Genomic DNA, 20,015 nt, shown 5'->3' with positions numbered 1-20,015 from the left:
ATTTCTCCTTCGTCGAAATGACAAAACTGTGTCTTTATTTATTTTTGCGTAATTAAACCTGTCAGGTTTAAAACGTACTGTATCTTAATTCTTTGTACTTTGTACTTTGTACTTAATTCTTCTTCTTTTTCTCCGGCGGTGCCACAAAATTCAATTTACTTTTTCCTAAATCTTTAGACGTTGCAATGGCAATTCCTCTTTGTTCTGCTTTATTAACGGCACAGTAAAAATGATAGACAACGCCATCATGTTTTACCACAAATGATTTATGAGCAAACATATCATCGTAAGATTCAGATGATTTAACTAAATCGTCGCCTTTCCAGTCCGTCCAGTTTACTAAATCGTTCGAAACGGCAAAACGGTTAAATGCACCTTGATTCCATCCCGTCCAAAAAGCTCCAAAATAGAACATTACCCAAGTATCATTAATACGTTGAATATAGGCATCGCCCGAGATTCCTTTATGGTGATTGATTAATGGTTTTTCGCCATAACGTTTCCATGTTTTCATGTCGTTTGATACTGCCATAGCAATGCGCTCAGCACCTTTAGCAGGATTTATACTGTCGCCACGGGCATTGTAATACATGATAAAATTGTGTCCCGTCACTTTATCTTTATCACGAATCACACTGTTTTTGTACATCGTACTATTGTCCCACCATTTGGTATCTTTGTCTTTTGGAGTCAAAACTGGATTTTCTAATCTTTGAAACTCATGTGGTTTTGTCGGCGCTTCTTTGGTATATGCCATCCCGATTGATAAAACGCCCGCTTCATAACCTTTACTGTCTCCTCCAAAATAACTCATCCAGTATTTGTCATCGTATTTCTCCCATTCGTAGCTTCCGCTCCAAGTTGGATCTTGTAACGAAATATATCCTGCTTTTTGGTTGACATCCCAGTGTTTTTCGTTTTCTGAAAATGACATTACTTTTCCTAGATATTTCCAGTCCAGAAGATTGTCGCTTTCTGCCAACCAAGTTTCGTAACCTCGTCCGTCGTAAATTAAATAGGTCATATACCATTTTCCGTCTTTTCTAAATACACTCGGACAATCCATTTTGTATGAGTTGTCAGTAGGAACCATCACCAAACCGTATTTATAAGGCGTTTTGATTTCTTCGTAAATCTCCTGCATTACGTTTTCGGTAATTTCTCTTTTCTTGTATTTGGTTGCACAGCTTGTTAGGACAAGTGCTGAAATGGCGATTAGTAAATATTTAATTTTCATTTTGGTTGTATTTTGGTACGCGGATGACGCGGATTATATTTTGTTTCTCTCGCAGATTTTGCTGATTTAGCTGATTTTTTTTATCTGCCTGATCTTCAAAATCTGCGGGAAACTTTAATTTATCTCTTCAATTCTTTTAATTTAGACTCCATCACATCTTTATTGAGTTTTACTTTTACCATTCCGGTTGGATGAAATCTTCTTTTCAGATCGATTGCATTATACACGATTGTGTAAACATCGTTTCCTTCTGGAATTAAGCAAAGTGGAGTTCTCATAATATCCCACCATTTCTCAACTTTGGTTTCTATTGGTAAATAATGCGCTTCTGCCCAATTAACTCCGTCAGCCGATAACGAATACGCAATCATGTTAGGTAAATGGTGTCCCCAGCCGTCTGGACCTCCGTCGAAAATCGCAATATACATTCCGTTTGGCAATTGACTTACGATTGGATTTTCTACAAACTGCGGATGCATGGTTTTAATGGGTTCCAAGCCTTTATTCATTCTCAACCAAGGGCCTTCTAAACTTTTGGATTCAGCTAAAGCCACAAACCAGCCTTTTCCTGATTTCTTCGGATAATCTGCCCATGAATTGAACGGATATGCACCGCTATAGAATCCGAAATATTTATCGCCAACCTGATACGGAAAAAACGAGGCAACACCCTGACGTCCTTCCCAAGGTTGAGAATCTAATCCGGGTTCCATAATGATTCCCATATCTTTATAAGGTCCGCCGATTCCGTTTATTCCTTCAACCGTTGATTCGCAACGCCAAATTCTTCCGAATGAGTGATTTGGTTCTATTTCTTTACTTACCGTATAAGCCAAATAATAGCCGTACCATTTGTTTGCTTTTTCATTGAAAACCGGCATATACGACCAAATTGCTGCACGACGATCATTCATTGGATTGTCATCTTCAGTAACCGCATAAGTTCCGCTGGCTTGATAGATAGTTGATTCTCTTTTCCAATGGATTGCATCTTTACTTGTCCAATGTCCGATTTTCGTTTTTACACGATCGTAATAGTAATCAACCCCTTTTTCTCCTGCTCTTTCAGTTGGAAACATATGATACGTATCGCCTACTTTTACGACACGTCCGCCTTCAAAACCGCCTTGAATGCCTTCTGTTCCAGACATTCCTTCATCTATAACAGGTTTATTTTCTCCACCGATAATTTCGAAAAGCGGTTTTTCATCTGAAAATCCTTCAACGATAAATGTCGGATTCCAAAGTTTTCCATCCGGGAAATTGGCGTTTCTTACGTTTAGTTTTTCAGAAGCTTTTACAGCTCCAAAAAAGGCAAATAACCCTTTTCCAAAATTTAATGTTTGTGTTCCTTTTGAGAAAGAAATCGCATAAACATTTACTGGAGGTAAACCTGTTATAGTAACCCCACTTTCTAAAATTAATTTAGCATTTTGAAGTTTATCTGCTTGAAGATATTCCGCATTTTTATCTTGAAAAACACCAATTAAAACCTGAACTTGTTCTTTAAACTTTAACTGCAAAAGTGCATTAATTCCGTTTTTATATTTATCCAAAGGAAGTTCAATTCCAGTCAAACCTTGCAATTCTGGAGCTAAACGAACGATATTGTGTTTGCTTCCTGAAAATACATGAGCGTATTGAGTAGTTTTGAAAGTTTTGTAATTAGATTTTACAATTTCAAATGATGCTGGTTTCCATGCAGAGGTTTGTGCTGTGGCTTGAATGCAGACAGTAAACACCATTATAAAAGCTGTTTTTAATTTGAGACTGTATTTTTTATTTTTTGAAAACATTGGTTTTTTATTTTTTTTGATTTTTTTTGTCATTTCGACGGAGGTGGAATCACACTATGAATTCCACAACTATAATCGACAATCTTTGTGGTTACGAGTGTGATTCCTCCTTTCAGTCGGAATGACAAACTGGAAGTTATAAACTATACACTAATTACTAAGAACTAAACTAAGGACTAATCACTAAGAACTAAACTAAGAACTAAACTAATCACTAACGACTAATCACTAAGGACTAACCACTAATAACTAATTACTAAAAAGCCCTATAACTCACTTTATATTCCACATTCGGTTTTACAATCAGCTGATATTTATTCTTCGATAACTCCGTAATCGTTCCTGAGTTTGTTTTTGGTTTGCTTGCACTTTCAAAAACTAATTTTCCTTGTCCTTCACTTGCTTTCACCTTAATTTCTTTGGTACTGCAATACAATGCTACTTCACCGTTTGGAGTTGGTACTTTTCCTTCCATCCATTTTAAACCTCCAAGATTCGGTTTGATTTCATATTCAGTATATCCTGGTGCGGTTGGTTTTATACCTAAATAATATTTGCCTAATAAATAAATCGGACTTGCTCCCCAAGCGTGGCAGAGACTTTTTCCGTAAGGGCGTCCGTACATAGTTAAATGCTCTGTTCCTTTTTTTTTCGGATTGTATTCTTCCCAGAAAGATGTAGCGCCCTCATTCAGCATTCCGCCCCAATAATCTTTCATTTCTTTTAAAACATAATTCTGTTCGCCCATCGCACACAAAGCTTCCAACTCGTAAAAACGCATGTAGGGTGTGGTGATTTGAAGAACATCTTTATTCAGTAACACTTTATTTTTTACACTTTGTTTTTGTTCTTCAGTAAAATAATTGAAAAAAATACCAAACATATTAGCATATCTGGTTACAATATTCTGCATTTTACCATCAATACGCTGGTGCTTCATCACATTTTCTTTTTTATCCCAAAACACATCAAATAATTTGGTTTTCAAATCATCTCCTAATTTTTGATATTCTTTTTGGTCTTCACTTTTACCAGCAATTTCAGCACTCACCGCCATGGCTTCAAGACTTCTGGCTAAAAGCATTTGCTCAAAACTAACCTCGCCCGTTTTTGGCAATCCGTCTGCCCAATCAATAAAAACCCAATCTCCTTCTAATGGTTCAAGGAATCCGTTTTTATTTCTTCTTTCCAAACAGAAATCCATAAGTGATTTCATTCTTGGATAAAAAGTTTTGATGAATTTCGTATCGCCTGTATGTAAGTAGTAATCGTAAACACCAACAAACCAATACAGCGAATAATCCATTATAATATTTACGTGAGCCGTTACAGGATCTTTTCCACGAAGTGCTAAGAGCGTTCTTTCTACAGAAGCCGAATCAAAGAATAAATAATAATTCATTAAATAACTTTGATAAGCGTCGCCAGACCAAACCCAACGATCACGTTTAATTCCGTCGATAAAAAATTCACGAGAGGTTAAATGCATCGTATAAGCCGACACATCCCAAATTTTATTCAGTTGTTCATCCGATGATTTGAATGCGCCACGATAGTCTAATGGCAAATATTCATAAAGCATCGAAATCGAATCGTATTTTACTGTTGCATCAGCTTGTATCTGAACATAACGAAATGCTTTCGAGCCATCATTTGTGTAGGTTTCAGACTGTTTTCCATCAAAAGATAAATGATCTAAAGTTTCGCATCTGGCAGAATCCAAAGCTTCTTCACGAGATTCACCATAATAAAGCGCTACTTTACCTTTTCCTTTTAAACCGTGAATTTTAATATAACCAAAAGTTTCTTTACCAAAATCTACCAATTCACCAGCTCCTATTTTTTCTGTTTTTTTGGCACTAAAAGATTTGGTAGTTAATTTAAAATCAGAAGGTTTATTTTCTGGTGAATTAAAATTCCAAGAACCAACAGATACCCAAGGTGTACCGGATTGTTGCGCTTTTCCAGTTTCATCAATCCAAAGTTTATCTTCATTGGTTACTTTCCAGGATGCATCAGATTTAACATATTTTCCATTAATATAAATCGCAGGCAGTACTTCTTGATTGTATACTTTAAATGAAATTTTGTGTTTTCCAGAAGGAATTTTTATTGATTTAGGCTGTCCGTAAATTTGAACACCATCTAAAAGTAATTGAAAAGGTCCTTCTGAGTAGATTTTTACGTCGTCTGGTTCCGGAATATCTACTTCTGTTTGAAAAGTTACCAAGGCATACGGACTGTAATATTGCCAAAGCGGTGGAAATACTGCTTCGCGTTCTGTGCGTCTTACCTGCATTTTATTGCTCAACCAAACTTCAAAATCACCTGGATACCAGATCCATGTCGCTTCTTTTGGTTTTTCCTGTGCAAATAGGCAGGTAGAAAAAAATAAAGCACAACAGACAAGGAAAATCTTAAAAATTGAAAAGCGGTTTAGCATAGTTAGTTTATTTTGGGACTAAAGATAAGTGTTATCTTTACATTTCACAACCTGCACTATCCTGCTATTTCATAAAAAATAGTATTTTTTGATAATTTTTTAAGGGAAAAATTATGGCTTATCATTTTTTTAGTATTAAAAAAAATGATGTTTTAATTTTATGGACGCTGATGAAACGGATTTACTTCGTAAAGACGCTGATTTACACTTATTATAATTATACTAACGCAACAAGCTTTGTCAAAGTTTTGAACTTTGACAAAGCTATAGAAGAATCAAAACAAGAAATCCGCGCCAATCCGCGTCTTTACGAAGTAAATCTGTTTTATCAGCGTTCTAATTTTTGTTTGTGATTTATGCAATCATCTTTTCAGAATCATTCTCATCTTCTAAAATATAATTAGAAGGCGTTTTGCCTAAATGCTTCTTGAACATGTAAATAAAGGCACTTGTAGTTTCGTAACCCAGATTAAAGGCGATTTCTTTTATGGATTGTTTTTCGCCTAAACGTTTTATGGCTTCTAACAGTTTTAATCTCGTACGCCAGTCGCTGAAATTCATTCCGAGTTCTTTAATAAATAATCGGGATAAAGTTCGGGTACTCATAAAAGATATTTCTGCATAATGATCTATCGTGTTTTTACTGGCAACATCGCTCATTAAAAGTTCTACTACTTTTTGTAATCTTTCGTGATTGGTTGTTGGAAGAAAGGTTGCACTTGGTTCAATTAGGGCCAATTCGTCCAGAAAAACTTCAATAATTCTGCCTTGTGAAGCTGTAAGATTTCCTTCTGTTCCAAAAGAAATAATTTTAAAAATCAGCTGTTTTAAGAACATCGGAATATCAAAAGAAAAGCTGTTTATAGGTAATCCTCCCATTGCAGAGGGATCGATAAAAACGCTGTAATAATTAACGTCTTTTTGAAAAGTAACCTGATGCTCTACTCCGCCCGGAAGCCAAAGGCCCTGTAACGGATTAACCACCCAAATATGATTTCCTACTACGACATTCATTACACCACGCGTCGCATAAATAAGCTGACCTCTGGGATGTGAATGCGAGATACACATTTCATTGGTTACCATTTCGGTATAGCCAATAACAGGAATCAATGGATCAATTCTGTATCCATGCTCCTGCGCCATTCGATATGTCCGAATCTGGTTATTCATTGTCCAAATATAGCAATTCTGACATTACTATTCTTTTGATCTTTGTAAAAAATAATACAGCTGTTGTTTTTAAACCTAATTTAAGAATCAAAAATTACCAAATGGACACTATTAAAGCAAACCCCGAAATAGTAAAAAAAACCACCTACTCGATCTTATTTATTATAAGTTTTTCGCATCTGATCAATGATCTTTTACAGGCTGTAGTGCCTTCAATTTATCCGCTTTTAAAAGACAATTTTAGTTTAAATTTTACACAAATTGGTATTATTACTTTGACTTACCAAATGGTAGCGTCTATTTTACAGCCGTTTGTGGGAATGTATACCGATAAAAATTCAAAACCTTATTCGTTGATTGTTGGAATGTGTTTTACCATGGTTGGACTTTTCTTTGTTTCGATCGCTTCGAGTTTTATCAACTTATTATTATCAGTAAGTTTAATCGGAATTGGATCTTCGATTTTCCATCCTGAATCTTCACGTGTGGCGCATTTGGCTTCGGGCGGTAAAAGAGGTTTGGCGCAGTCTATTTTTCAATTGGGAGGAAATGCCGGAAGTGCTGTCGGACCTTTATTAGCGGCGTTTATCGTAATTCCGCACGGACAGTCTTATATCGCATGGTTTTGTATTATTGCTTTAGTTGGGATTTTTGCTTTATATAAAATTGCGATTTGGTATACGGCACATTTATCTGAAAGAATGGCTAATAAATCGGCACACCAAATCGAAACGCATCATTTATCTAAAAACAGAGTAATTGCTTCGCTGATTATTTTATTGGTTTTGATTTTCTCTAAATACTTCTACATGAGCAGTATTACAAGTTATTACACTTTCTTCTTGATAGATAAGTTTCACATTACGATTCAGCAGTCACAAGTATATCTATTCTTATTCTCGGGCGCTGTTGCTGCAGGAACTTTGATTGGTGGACCAATTGGAGACCGATACGGCAGAAAATATGTAATTTGGGTTTCTATTTTGGGCGTTGCTCCTTTTACCTTGATGTTACCCTACGTTTCTTTATTCTGGGTTGGAACTTTATCTGTAATCATCGGATTGATTCTTTCTTCTGCATTCTCAGCAATTCTAGTTTATGCTACTGAATTATTGCCTGGAAAAGTTGGACTTGTTGCGGGTCTTTTCTTCGGATTTGCTTTCGGAATGGGCGGTTTAGGTTCTGCTATTTTAGGAAAAATTGCCGATGCTACAAGTATTGAATATGTATTTAAGATTTGTGCGTTTCTGCCTTTGATTGGGATTATTACTGGATTCTTGCCTAATTTGGAGAAGAAAAAGAAGATTGAGAATTAATATTTAATCTCGCAAAGTCGCTAAGACGCAAAGTTTTTATTTTTAATTTAAGATTTTAATTTCGTCCCGATAAATCGGGATGAAAAATAATAGAAAGCCCAAAAGGCTTTAGCCAAAATATCTACAATTTTGGCTAAAGCCTTTTCTATTCTTATTACATACACCTCCAGTTAAAACTGGAGGCAATTCATAAAAAACTTTGCGTCTTAGCGCCTTTGCGAGAAAAATTTTATCTGTGTATTTATAATCTTATTGAAAACATAGCCCGTGGTTTCAACCACGGGAAACGTATTTTGGCAAACGTAATGTTATACATTGCGTTCCCGTGGTTAAAACCAAGGGCTATATTTGAAATTCTTTGAATTTATTAATTTCCATTAAAAACCAAATACAAAATCAAAATCACTAACCCCAACAAACCAAACAAAAGCTTTACTTTTTTACTAGTTTTAGGAATATCCGTTTCATCTGAAACATTCACTTCAGGATTTTTATCGCTTAAAGAAATAATAACAGCTGCAATTAAAAGCACAGCAAAAATGTAAAACGAAATCAATAAAAAGTGAGGCCAAGCTGGATATTTATCGGCAGGGAAAATCCATAGATATAAAACTCCAACAAATAAACTAAAGGCAGAACCCCAAGAAAGTGTTGCATTTACAGCTTTTTTAGTAGTGCGTTTCCAGAAAACACTCAAAAGGAAAACAACAGATAGTGAAGGCGCCAAGAAACCTAAAACAGCTTGAAAAATGTTGAATAGATTCTGCCCTTTTATATTGTCAATTGCAACGGCAATCAGAATTGCAAATACACATCCGGCAGCAATTGTTAATCGGCCAATTTTAATCTGATCCTGAATCGTCGCCGTCGGGTTGATTTTCTTTACATAAATATCATTCGTAAAAACAGTGCTCAAAGCATTTAAAGAAGAACCAATTGTTCCCACCAAAACGGCAATCATCACACAGATTACCAAGCCGTTCATTCCGCTTGGGAAAAGATTCGTAACCATGGTCATATAAGCTAAATCAGAATTGCTTCCTAATTCTGGATATAACGCATAACACAAAATTCCGGGAAGAATAAACAACGGCAATGCCATTACTTTTAACCATCCAATAAAGTTTACGCCCAATTGTCCCTGCTCCAAATTTTTAGCTCCTAAAACACTCTGGACCATCGATTGATCGGTACAGAAAAAAGCAACTGCAGCTACAGGATATCCCAATAAAATAGCTGGCCACGGATAATGCGCATCATCTGAAGGACGGATTAAATTCCAGAAGTTAGAAGGAGTTTTAGCAATTAAAACATCGATTCCACCTAGCTTTTGTAAACCTAAAAAGGAAAGTGTCAATGAAACTACAATCAGCAAAATCATCTGAAAAACATTCACTTTGGCAATCGCTTTTAATCCTCCTGCAAACGTAAAAATTCCAGAGAAAATCACTAAAACGGTAACGCTCTGCCACATCGGGATTCCCAAAATCTGACGTACTAAAACGCCTCCGCTAAATAATCCTAAAGACAGCCAGCTTACTAATATTTTTACCAAAGCATACCAAGCCAAAATATTCTGCGTACTATCGCCGTAGCGTTTTCCCATATATTCGGGCATCGTGCTTACTTTACTTGCAATATATCTTGGCGCAAAAACCATCGCTAAAAGCAGTAAAAAAACAAAAGCGTACCATTCGAAATTTCCTGCTACAATTCCCGTAGCGTAACCAATACTTGCAAAGGCTAATAATGACGAAGGCCCAACATTGGTTCCCCACATATTAAACCCGATGCTGTACCAGTTTAGTGAATTTCCGGCCAGAAAAAGCGTTTCGTTTTTCTTTCTCTGCTTCATACTTACCACATATCCAATGACTAATAAAGCCACTAAATAACCTGCAACAATTACAAAATCGAGCGTGGTTAATTTATCGTAGATACTGTTCATAGTCCGTATTCGTTAAGAATATCGGCGATTTTAACCGGCATTCCAGTTTGCAAAGATTTATCCATTGCTTGTAACAAAGCCACAGTTCCAATTCCTTCTTCCATGTTTGGATAAGCTTCAAAACCTTGCTCGATACTGTCTGTAAAATATTCTAAATAATTCTGATATTCCCCGCCGTGATGACTTTGTCCTTCAAAACGAAAATAATATTTTATCGTGCTGTCGCCCCAAGTAATTACTTTTTCTTCGCCAGTTTTGTCTGTAATCGCATAACGTAATTCATGATAATCGGCCTGACTTGCCCCTTCTGTTGCTCTTAAAATTGTACTCATGCCACTGTCACGCTGCGCTGGCTGAGTCGGTGAAGTATATACACCGCTGACACGTGCAATTCTTCCATCGGTAGCTTTGAAGATAAAATGCATCGTATCTTCATTTTTCAAACCTGCATTTTGTCCGTTACTGCTGATCATTCCGTAACCCATCACTTCCTGAATATTCGGTAAATACCATCTGATGAAATCTACAGGATGACTCAGACCTCCGTACAGCCATTTAAACGATTGCAAAAGCGACCATTCTTTCTTCAAAAACCATCTGTGATCAGCATGGTATTGGGCTTCAATTGTAATTAAATCTCCAATTAAGCCTGCTTCATAATCAGCTCTTTGTCTTTTGGCAGGTTCAAAGAAACGGGAACTTTGGCCGATAAAAACTTTCTTTCCTGTCGATTTGCTTAATTCTAACAATTCTTTGGCATCCGAAAGATCATCGATAAAAGGTTTTGTACAAACCACATGTTTTCCACTTAACAAAGCTTGTTTTACATGCTGTGCATGAAGATGATCTGGCGTATAAATCGCTATAATATCAATTGAAGAATCATTCAATAAATCGTCATAATTAGTAGTGTACGAATGGAAATCGAATTCTTTTGCTCGCTGTTTACACAATTCTTCGTTTCGGTCGCATATTTTAACAAGTTCTAGTTTTGAACTTTCTATAGCAGCCGACATTGTGCTTCGTCCTTCTCCAAGTCCTAGAATGGCTATTTTTAACATTGGTCTTTATTTTAGGTTTTTGATAGTTATGATTATCCTAACAGGTTTCCAAAACCTGTTAGGTATATTTTTTTTAGCCACAGATTAAAGGATTAAAAAGGATTTCGAATTTATGTAAATCCTCGAATTTGTGACTAATATTTCTTTGAACTTAAGAATAATACCTAACAGGTTTTGGAAACCTGTTAGGATACTAAATATTATTTCGTTTCTACTTTATTTAAGAAAATCCAGGTTTCGTCTGGTTTTGCACCTTCAATTCCTGATTGGTACTTTTTCATTAAGGCATTCCAATCGTCTACACGCGGATTATTTTGTGTTGTTTTCGGATTTAGTTTATCCAAATTTTCTCCTTTCGGAATACTGATTACCAAGATTAATTGCCTGTCTTTTTTGAAAACCTGCAATTGCTGAAAATCAGCATTACAGAAACCTTTTGCTACTTCTGGCCATTTTTCGAATTGCGTTTTGTGGTACTCAACATATTCTTTTTGTCGTTTTTCATCAACAGGAAGATTCGCTGTTAACACAATATTTTCCCAATCTGATGCTGGTTTTGAATCTTTACATCTTTCGAAGTTTTGGAAATCGTAAACTAGATCTTCATAGATTTTAATTTCTAAAGAAGGGAAAGCGCCCGCCAGTTTTCGTTTTGTTCTTTCGGGTTGATTCATTTTTCCGTAAATCACCAAATGATTTTTCCATTGATACAATTCCTGACCTACAATTCTAAACCCAACCAAAGTCGATTTGATTTTTTCGATATCAAAATCAGAACTTATCAATTCGATCGCATACGGTTTTGGCATTTCCTGCAAGCCCCATTTTTCATCAATTACAACTTCCTTTTCTAAATCTTTGTAAGGCGCTCTGATTCCCGCTGCATCTTTTATTTTAGTACTTACATACGGATCGTTGTGTTCCCAAATATTTCCTTTTGGACCGTTATGGTTTTTAAGAATTTTCTTTTCGGCGATCCAATTGTTTTTAATCGTAAAACCTTCACTTCCTTCATCGGTATACAGATACAGCCATAAAAACGGATCGTGCGCATACGGACTGTTGTACACTTTGTCTATATAATTTTCTTCGATTCGGCTGTTTGGCTGAGCCGAAAGCGTATAAATTCCAGCCACATCATGTAAATGTTTGGCATAATGATGAATTTTATTTCCCAGAATTTTATTGTTCTGCATCACGTTTGGCGTGTGTGTCCAACCCCATCCCATCGCCATTCCAGAATACGATACATCCGAAATTTCGTTGTGTTCAATCGTAATATTTCGAACAAAACCTGCACTGATTCCTAAAGTTCCCCAATCTTCATTGGTTACATTGGTGATTAAATTATCCGAAATAACTTCATCCGAACACATTTCTCTTTCATCTTTTATGATTAAAGGCAAATGCGCTTCGAAAGCTTCTTCAGAGAAAATTCCAACATTGATGGCACTTCCGCCAATATCTTTAAATAAATTTCCTTTTACTGTATTGTGATTCGTTCCTTTATTTAAATCTAAACCAGTCGAAGACAAATGCTCAAAACGGCAAGACTCAAACTGAATATTATTAGCATAATTTACTTCAACCGCTGCACGAGGTCTTCCCACCCAAGCCTGATTTTCTAAACTGGCTTGATTTGGAGTTCCTGGAACTTTCAATTTATAAGCGTCTAACAAATACAAACCAGATTGCAACGGCACATGACCTTGCTGCGAAGGACGAAGCCAATTACTGTGCTGAAACGAAATTCCTTTAAATTGAAAATGATGAACAGGCGAATCAATCGTTCCTTTTACTTCAACCAGATTTTCTAAAACAGGCGCAGTTACAATTGCCGAATTAATTTCTTCTCCAGCTCTCGGAATATAATAGATTTTAGCATTTTTCTTGTCCAAATACCATTCTCCAGGCTCGTTTAAAAGCGAAAAAGCATTGTTTAAGAAATAAGCTGAATTTCCGTTGTTTTTAGAAATCCACGGCGCTGGCCACGGATGCTCGCTTTGAATACGGCTTTCTGGTTCTTCAAACGAAAGTTTGGCACTGTCTTTTTGAACTTCGATATTTTTGATTCGAAGGTTAGCGTTCGACCACCATTGCACAATAAACATTTCCATTCCCGGTTCAAACTTCACCGATTTATCTTTAAACGGAATCCAACAGGTTTGTTCCTGATGATTCCACGATAAAATGCGTTCCATTGTAGTTCCCGCAGTATTTTTGGCTCTTACGGCTTTTTTGCCATTTACCCATAATTGCCTGTAATCAATTAGGTTTCCTGCTTTTTTAGGCGCATCAGCTACCCAAACAGCACCTTTTTTTAGTCCGTTGATAACCGTTGTCGATTTTGTCCAGTTTTTAATTTCAATTCCACCGCTTATAATGGGTCTTGCATTTACATCAGCTTCGATTGTAGTCGGACTGTCTGCTGTTCCTGAATCTTCAGGTCGAACAAACAAAGGTTCGTTTAAATAATACGTTCCATTCATTACTATGATTCGGATTCCGTCTTTTATCGATGGATCTTTTAAACGGCGAAGTTCTCTAGCTTTTCGCATTGCCATATGAACTGTTGCCAGCGGATTTGATTTTGTTCCGAGGTTCGAATCTTTTCCTGATGGTGAAACCCAGATTTCAGCTCCACTTGCCGAAATTGTGAATACCATTAAAAAAACAATCAGTAATTTGTTGAAAGGAATTAAACGCATTATTTATAGTATTGATTTTTTTCTTAAGCTAAAATTACGAGGCATTTATTTAAAGCGCTATAATTTTTACAAATAATTGTATTTTTAACACTTTTACCAAATAATAGGGACAATTTAGAAGAATATAAAATTACATGTATCCTGTACCCTCCTGCAATATTGTCTTTAAGACCAAACGCTTAAAAAATTGGTTTTCTATTATTTTCTGATTTGGCAAACAAAAAAAGTTAAATTCACAAAAAATCTGTGATAAAGTCTATAAAACTGTCATTTCATACTATTTTTTTAATAGATTTGTGTAATCGATTACATTAAGTATTTCAAATTAAAAATGCATAATTTTATTTATTGAATAAAAATTTACAGCATAAAAAATTGAATTACCAGTAAATCGAAAAAAAGTTCATAAGACACCAAAATCACTAAGATGCTATGTTTCTCACTTGAATCTTAGCATCTTAGCCACTTAGAACCTTAAAATACTAACTATAATATAATACGAATGAAAACTAACCGAAAAACCCTTTTATGTGTAGCTCTCGCCTCTTTTGCTTTGAGTTTCAATACAGTTTCTGCACAAAAATCTGCTGATACTTATAAAAATATTGAGTTTAAAATGGCTGAAGTCCAAGAACCTGTAATTCCGAATTACAGTGTAAATTTAAAAGACTTTGGAGCAGTAAATGGCGGTTATGTTTTAAATACAAAAGCTTTTGCTGATGCTATAGATGCACTTTCTAAAAAAGGCGGTGGAAAATTAATTATTCCACCTGGGATTTGGCTCACGGGACCAATTATCTTAAAAAGCAATATCGAACTTCATGCTCAAACTGGCGCTTTAATTAAATTTTCGACAGACAAAACTTTATATCCAATTATCGAAACCAGTTTTGAAGGTATAAATACTTGGCGATGCATCTCTCCTATTTATGGTAAAAACTTAGAAAACATTGCTTTTACTGGAAATGGCGTTTGGGATGGTTCTGGTGAAGCTTGGAGACAAGTTAAAAAAAGTAAACTAACAGACGAACAATGGAAGAAATTTGTTGCTTCTGGCGGAGTTTTAAATGAAAAGAAAGATAGCTGGTACCCTTCTGAACAATATTTAAAAGGTGCTAAAGGTGCCGATCAGAACATTCGTCATGATTTGAAAACTAAAGAAGATTTTGAAGCAATTCATGATTTTTTACGTCCGGTTTTAGTTAGCATTCAAAACAGTAAAAGAGTCATGTTCGACGGACCAGTTTTTCAAAATTCTCCTGCGTGGAATATTCACCCTTTATTAATTGAAGATTTAATCGTTAGAAATATAACCGTTAGAAATCCGTGGTTTTCTCAAAACGGTGACGGTCTTGATGTGGAATCTTGCAAAAATGTAGTAATTGAAAATTCTAGTTTTGATGTGGGAGATGATGCCATCTGCATTAAATCTGGAAAAGATAAAGACGGACGTGACAGAGGTGTTCCTTGCGAGAATATCATTGTAAAAAATAATATCGTATATCACGGTCATGGTGGTGTTACGGTTGGAAGTGAAATGTCAGGCGGTGTAAAAAATCTTCATGTTTCTAACTGTACTTTTATGGGAACTGATGTCGGTCTTCGTTTTAAAAGCACTCGCGGACGTGGCGGTGTTGTAGAAAATATTTATATCTCAGACGTTTTTATGACTGATATTCCCTCTCAGGCGATTTCGTTCGATTTGTATTACGGAGGAAAATCGATCGCTGAAACTTTAGCTGAAGGCGGAAATACGGTAAGCACAAAAGCAATTCCGGTAAACGAAGAAACGCCTCAGTTTAAAAATATCGTAATCAAAAATATTACAATCAAAGGCGCTCAGCAAGCGGTATTTTTACAAGGGCTTCCTGAAATGAATTTAGAAAATATTGAAATCACAAACCTGATTGCTAAAGCGCAAAAAGGTTTTTCTATAATTGATGCGAACGGAATTAAAATCAGCAACGCTCAATTGGATATTGAAGCTAAAAATGCCTTCGAAATTTATAATACTAAAAACCTTTCGTTGAAAAATATCGAGTTTAATCCTTCTTCTTCAAATGCGATTACGATTAATGGTGAAGCGAGTAAGAATATTGATTTAAGCGGTTCTAAAATTAATTTTTCTAAGACGACAACTGTTGATAAAAACGTTCCTAAAAAAGCGGTTAAATTCTAAAACCAATTTTCAAAAATAGTCCGTGGTTTCAACCACAGGGAATGTAAGATTGTTACGTCTCGTTTGCTCACTTTGTATTCCCGTGATTCAAATCACGGGCTATATTTTTATTATTTCTAAGAATAGGCCAAAGGCCTCAAAGCATTACTGTAGGGCAGCGCCCTACGAATTGACATAGACCAGCATAATAAAGCCCTGAAAGGGCGTAAGCAATTTATAACGATTAATGCTTACGCCCTTTCAGGGCTTTTATCACTCTGTATTCTTCGTTATCACTGGGCGTTGCCCTGTGTTCTTGATGTGAGCCTTTCAGGCTCTTATAATCTATGAGTTAACTCAGAACTTATAACTCATAAAAACCATTAGCATTCTCAAACCAAATCTTATTCTGGTCTTCAATAGAAAACTTCGAAATATAATCTTCTAAAGTCTTTACTACTTCATGATAATCAGAAGCTACATTTAGAACAGGCCAATCTGATCCATACATTAATTTATCAACTGAAAAGTTTTCAAAAATAACATCCAAATACGGTTTCAAATCTTCTGGTTTCCAGTTTTTCCAATCGGCTTCTGTGACCATTCCTGAGATTTTACACCAGACATTGTCGTATTTTGCAATTTCTTCAATGCCACTTTTCCAAGTATAAATAGTTTCTGATTTAATATCTGGTTTGGCAATATGATCGATTACAAATTTTTGGTCTGGAAAATCTTTTACCAAGCTTATTGCAGCTGGTAATTGACGTTCAAAAATCAATATATCGTAAGTATAATTGAAAGGTTTTAAAGCTGAAATTCCATTTCTGAATTCCATTCCATACATAAAATCATCCGCTTCGCCTTGAACGACGTGTCTAAAACCTTTCAGCTTTTTTTGATCTGAAAAGAATTCCAAACGTTCTTCGATATTCTCATTTCGTAAATCTATCCAACCGACAACACCTTTTATGAAATCATTTTGAGATGCTAAATCCAATAAAAATTGAGTTTCTTCCTCAGACTGACTTGCTTGAACAGCAACACAGCCTTCAAACTTATTGTCGCTTAATAATGGCTGTAAATCTTCTGGAAGGAAATCTCTTTGGATATTCTGCATAGTTTCGTCGATCCAGCCGTCTCGAACGGGATCAAACTTCCAAAAATGCTGATGGGAATCTATTCTTTTACTCATAATTTCTTAGTTAACATCGCTGATTAAAGCGCGGTCTAAATGTACGTAACCTCCATCCACAAAAACAAATTGTCCCGTAGTATGCGATGATTTTTCTGAAATGACGAAAAGCGCTGTATCTGCAATTTCTTCTGTTTTGGTCATACGACTTTCTAACGGAATACTTTTATTGATCTTATTCAAAACAGTTTCGCCATCTGGCAATGTTTTAATCCAATCTTCGTAAGCAGGCGTATAGCTTTCTGCAATAATAATCGCATTTGAACGAATTCCGTACTGAATCAAATCTACTGCCCATTCTCTTGTTAAGCCCAAAACACCACCTTTCGCAGCAGCGTAACCTGAAGTTCCGCCCTGTCCTGTTAAAGCTACTTTTGAACCGATATTCAAAATATTTCCTTTTGATTCTTTTAAGTACGGAAGTGAATATTTAGCTAAAAGAAAATAACTCACTACATTCAATTTCAAAGAGTTCATAAAATCTTCGTAACTTGAATCTAATCCTGCACCGTCATTAACGCCGACATTATTTATGATGGCATCAATTCTACCGTATTTTGCTCCAATTACTTTTACAGCATTTTCTATTGCAACAGGATCAGTTACATCAGTCTGTACAAATAAAGAATTAACGCCTCTTTTTTGAAGTCTTTCCACGTATTCGAAACCTCTTGCGTTTCTGTCAACTAAAACCGGGATTGCGCCTTCATCTGCCAATCTATTTACGATTGTTTCTCCGATACTGCCTTCTTTTCCAGCCGAACCAGAAACGACAACTATTTTATTTTTTAAGTTTAAATCCATTTCGTTTTTGTGTTAGATGTGATTTGTGAAATGTAAGATGTGAAAAGTGAAATGTAAAAATATTCAACTTAAACATTCTCACATTTCACATTTCACTAATTACTTTTCACTAATAACTAATTACTCAATTTCGATTAACGCTTTAATCACATTGTTTTTAGGATTAATCAACTTACCAAAATCAGTAATCATTTCAGAAAAACTTGTTCTGTGTGTGATGTATTTTTTCGGATCGATTTTTCCTTCTTTCAAACATTTCATTACATATTCGAAATCTTCGATCGTTGCATTTCTACTGCTCATTAAAGTCGATTCTCTTTTATGGAAATCAGGATGGCTGAAACTTAATTCGCCTTTTTGCAGTCCAACCAAAACAAATCTTCCGCCATGCGAAATATAATTAAAAGCGCTGTTCATTACTTTTTGGTTTCCTGTTGCATCAATAACCACGTTTGCCATATCGCCGTTTGTCAATTCAGCTAATTTTTGAGCAACATCATCGTTTAACGGATTAATCGTTTCATCTGCATTTAGTTCTGTTTTACAGAAATTTAACCTGTAATCGTTGATATCCATTACGATTACTTTTGCTCCAGCGATTTTAGCAAACTGAATTAAGCCAATTCCGATTGGTCCTGCTCCCATTACCAAAACGGTATCAGTTGGTTTTACTGCTGCTCTTCTAACTCCGTGCGCTGCAATTGCTAACGGTTCAACCAAAGCCAGTTCATCATAATCTAAACCTTGACCGTGCAGTAAATATTGTTCTGGGATCGACACATATTCAGCCATTCCGCCATCAATATGAACTCCGAAAACTTTGATATTTACACAGCAGTTTGTCAATCCGTTTCGGCACGCAACACATTTTCCGCAGTTGAAATACGGAATAAAAGTTACTTTATCCCCCGGCTTGAAACCTTCAGCATTTCCTTTTACATATTCCGCAGCCAATTCGTGACCCAAAATTCTTGGATATTCAAAATACGGCTGAGTTCCACCAAAAGCGTGGATATCAGTTCCACAGATTCCGATTCTTTTAATTTTCAATAAAACTTCACCCTCTTTTGGTTCTGGAATACTGGTTTCTTTTAGTAGAAATTCCTGCGGTTTTTCACAAACTATATATTTCATTTTATACTTTCTTAAATTTTATTTTTGATATGCTACAGCCTTTTGTTTGCTTGTTCCTAAACCTTCAATTCCCAATTCCACAACATCGCCAGCTTTAATGTAAATAGGATCTGGCTTTATTCCTAAACCAACACCCGGAGGCGTTCCAGTACTGATAATATCACCCGGAAGCAAAGTCATAAACTGACTTAAATAATGCACTAAATAAGGAATTTTGAAAACCAAATTTAAGGTATTGCTGTCTTGGTATTTTTTACCGTTTACAGTAAGCCACATCTTTAAATTGTCCACATCTGCGATTTCGTCTTTTGTAGCCAAAAATGGTCCAAGAGGCGCAAAAGTGTCGCTTCCTTTTCCTTTTGCCCATTGTCCGCCGCGCTCCAATTGAAAAGCTCTTTCACTATAATCGTTCAATAAAGCATAACCAGCAACATAATCTAAAGCTTCTACTTCTTCAATATAACTTGCTTTTTTTCCAACAACGAAAGCCAATTCTACTTCCCAATCTGTTTTTTCACTATTTTTCGGAATAATCAAATCATCATCTGGTCCGCACAAAGAGGTAGTTGATTTAAAGAAAATAATCGGTTCTGTCGGAATTGGAGAATTTGTTTCTTTACAGTGATCAATATAATTTAAGCCAATACAGATAATTTTTGAAGGCCTTGCCACTGGCGAACCCAAACGAACTGAAGCATCAACTTCTGGCAAAGACGGATTGTTTTCTAATGCTTTTTCTAATTTCTCTAATCCGTTTTCTTCAAAGAAACTTTCGTTAAAATCGGTTACAATCGAAGAAACATCATATCTCTTTTCTCCAATTAAAACTCCAGGTTTTTCTTTTCCGATTTCTCCAAAACGTATTAATTTCATAATCGTATATTTTTAATTGTTAGTTTATATTTCATGGTAATTCTTCATTTATAAATTAAAAATTCTTCAAAAGAACAAAACAAAATTAATAAATGTAAAAAACACAATTACAAAAATACTTTTTAAAAATTAATATCCGAGATATATTTTATTTTCCATTAATGAAAAT

13 protein-coding genes are annotated in these 20,015 nt (G+C 35.6%); 2 read left to right on the top strand and 11 right to left on the bottom strand.

The genetic code is table 11. The features are described 5' to 3' along the window. Positions 1 to 112 precede the first annotated feature (112 nt). From BSF41_RS15100 to BSF41_RS15080, 4 genes are all read right to left on the bottom strand, one after another. The gene (locus tag BSF41_RS15100; RefSeq protein WP_095930338.1) at positions 113 to 1,237 is read right to left on the bottom strand and encodes a glycosylase; all 1,125 of its coding nucleotides are present in this window, start codon (positions 1,235 to 1,237) and stop codon (positions 113 to 115) included. Positions 1,238 to 1,356: 119 nt separating this feature from the next. Further along, positions 1,357 to 3,033: a hypothetical protein gene (locus BSF41_RS15095; protein ID WP_095930425.1), complete on the bottom strand. Its 1,677-nt coding sequence runs from the start codon at positions 3,031 to 3,033 to the stop codon at positions 1,357 to 1,359. A 256-nt stretch (positions 3,034 to 3,289) separates the two neighbouring features. Next, positions 3,290 to 5,476, bottom strand: a complete 2,187-nt coding sequence (locus tag BSF41_RS15090) for a family 78 glycoside hydrolase catalytic domain (RefSeq protein ID WP_095930337.1) — start codon at positions 5,474 to 5,476, stop codon at positions 3,290 to 3,292. A gap of 354 nt (positions 5,477 to 5,830) precedes the next feature. Beyond that, on the bottom strand, positions 5,831 to 6,649 hold the full coding sequence (locus BSF41_RS15080) for a helix-turn-helix domain-containing protein (protein WP_253251838.1): 819 nt from the start codon (positions 6,647 to 6,649) through the stop codon (positions 5,831 to 5,833). Positions 6,650 to 6,750: 101 nt separating this feature from the next. Here BSF41_RS15080 and BSF41_RS15075 point away from each other — a divergent pair, with 101 nt between their 5' ends. Continuing rightward, positions 6,751 to 7,965 carry an MFS transporter gene (locus BSF41_RS15075; RefSeq protein WP_095930424.1) on the top strand — a complete coding sequence of 405 codons (1,215 nt, stop codon included), beginning with the start codon at positions 6,751 to 6,753 and terminating at the stop codon, positions 7,963 to 7,965. A 367-nt stretch (positions 7,966 to 8,332) separates the two neighbouring features. Here the strand turns inward: BSF41_RS15075 and BSF41_RS15070 are convergent, their stop codons facing one another. The 3 genes from BSF41_RS15070 to BSF41_RS15060 form a co-directional block, all read right to left on the bottom strand. Then, positions 8,333 to 9,913 (bottom strand): sodium:solute symporter, encoded by a 1,581-nt coding sequence (locus tag BSF41_RS15070; protein WP_095930334.1) that lies wholly within the window; start codon positions 9,911 to 9,913, stop codon positions 8,333 to 8,335. Further along, positions 9,910 to 10,974, bottom strand: a complete 1,065-nt coding sequence (locus BSF41_RS15065; protein ID WP_095930333.1) for a Gfo/Idh/MocA family protein — start codon at positions 10,972 to 10,974, stop codon at positions 9,910 to 9,912. Before BSF41_RS15065 ends, BSF41_RS15070 begins: the two co-directional genes overlap by 4 nt. 200 nt (positions 10,975 to 11,174) lie before the next feature. After that, positions 11,175 to 13,682 carry a right-handed parallel beta-helix repeat-containing protein gene (locus BSF41_RS15060; protein ID WP_095930332.1) on the bottom strand — a complete coding sequence of 836 codons (2,508 nt, stop codon included), beginning with the start codon at positions 13,680 to 13,682 and terminating at the stop codon, positions 11,175 to 11,177. A gap of 502 nt (positions 13,683 to 14,184) precedes the next feature. Between BSF41_RS15060 and BSF41_RS15055 the strand changes: the two genes are divergently transcribed. Further along, positions 14,185 to 15,861: a glycoside hydrolase family 28 protein gene (locus tag BSF41_RS15055; protein WP_095930331.1), complete on the top strand. Its 1,677-nt coding sequence runs from the start codon at positions 14,185 to 14,187 to the stop codon at positions 15,859 to 15,861. A gap of 343 nt (positions 15,862 to 16,204) precedes the next feature. On the opposite strand, the gene BSF41_RS15050 is transcribed toward BSF41_RS15055, so the two are convergent. The 4 genes from BSF41_RS15050 to BSF41_RS15035 form a co-directional block, all read right to left on the bottom strand. After that, positions 16,205 to 17,035 carry an amidohydrolase gene (locus BSF41_RS15050; protein ID WP_095930330.1) on the bottom strand — a complete coding sequence of 277 codons (831 nt, stop codon included), beginning with the start codon at positions 17,033 to 17,035 and terminating at the stop codon, positions 16,205 to 16,207. 6 nt (positions 17,036 to 17,041) lie between these two features. After that, entirely contained in the window at positions 17,042 to 17,839 is a 798-nt protein-coding gene (locus BSF41_RS15045; RefSeq protein WP_095930329.1) for an SDR family oxidoreductase, read from the bottom strand. A 120-nt stretch (positions 17,840 to 17,959) separates the two neighbouring features. After that, positions 17,960 to 18,973 (bottom strand): zinc-binding alcohol dehydrogenase family protein, encoded by a 1,014-nt coding sequence (locus BSF41_RS15040; protein ID WP_095930328.1) that lies wholly within the window; start codon positions 18,971 to 18,973, stop codon positions 17,960 to 17,962. An 18-nt stretch (positions 18,974 to 18,991) separates the two neighbouring features. Beyond that, positions 18,992 to 19,846 (bottom strand): fumarylacetoacetate hydrolase family protein, encoded by an 855-nt coding sequence (locus BSF41_RS15035; protein ID WP_095930327.1) that lies wholly within the window; start codon positions 19,844 to 19,846, stop codon positions 18,992 to 18,994. Positions 19,847 to 20,015 lie beyond the last annotated feature (169 nt).

This window comes from Flavobacterium sp. ACN2, assembly GCF_002303885.1.
In the GTDB taxonomy this organism is placed as follows: Bacteria; Bacteroidota; Bacteroidia; order Flavobacteriales; family Flavobacteriaceae; genus Flavobacterium.
This window is presented reverse-complemented; position numbering and strand designations above follow the sequence as displayed.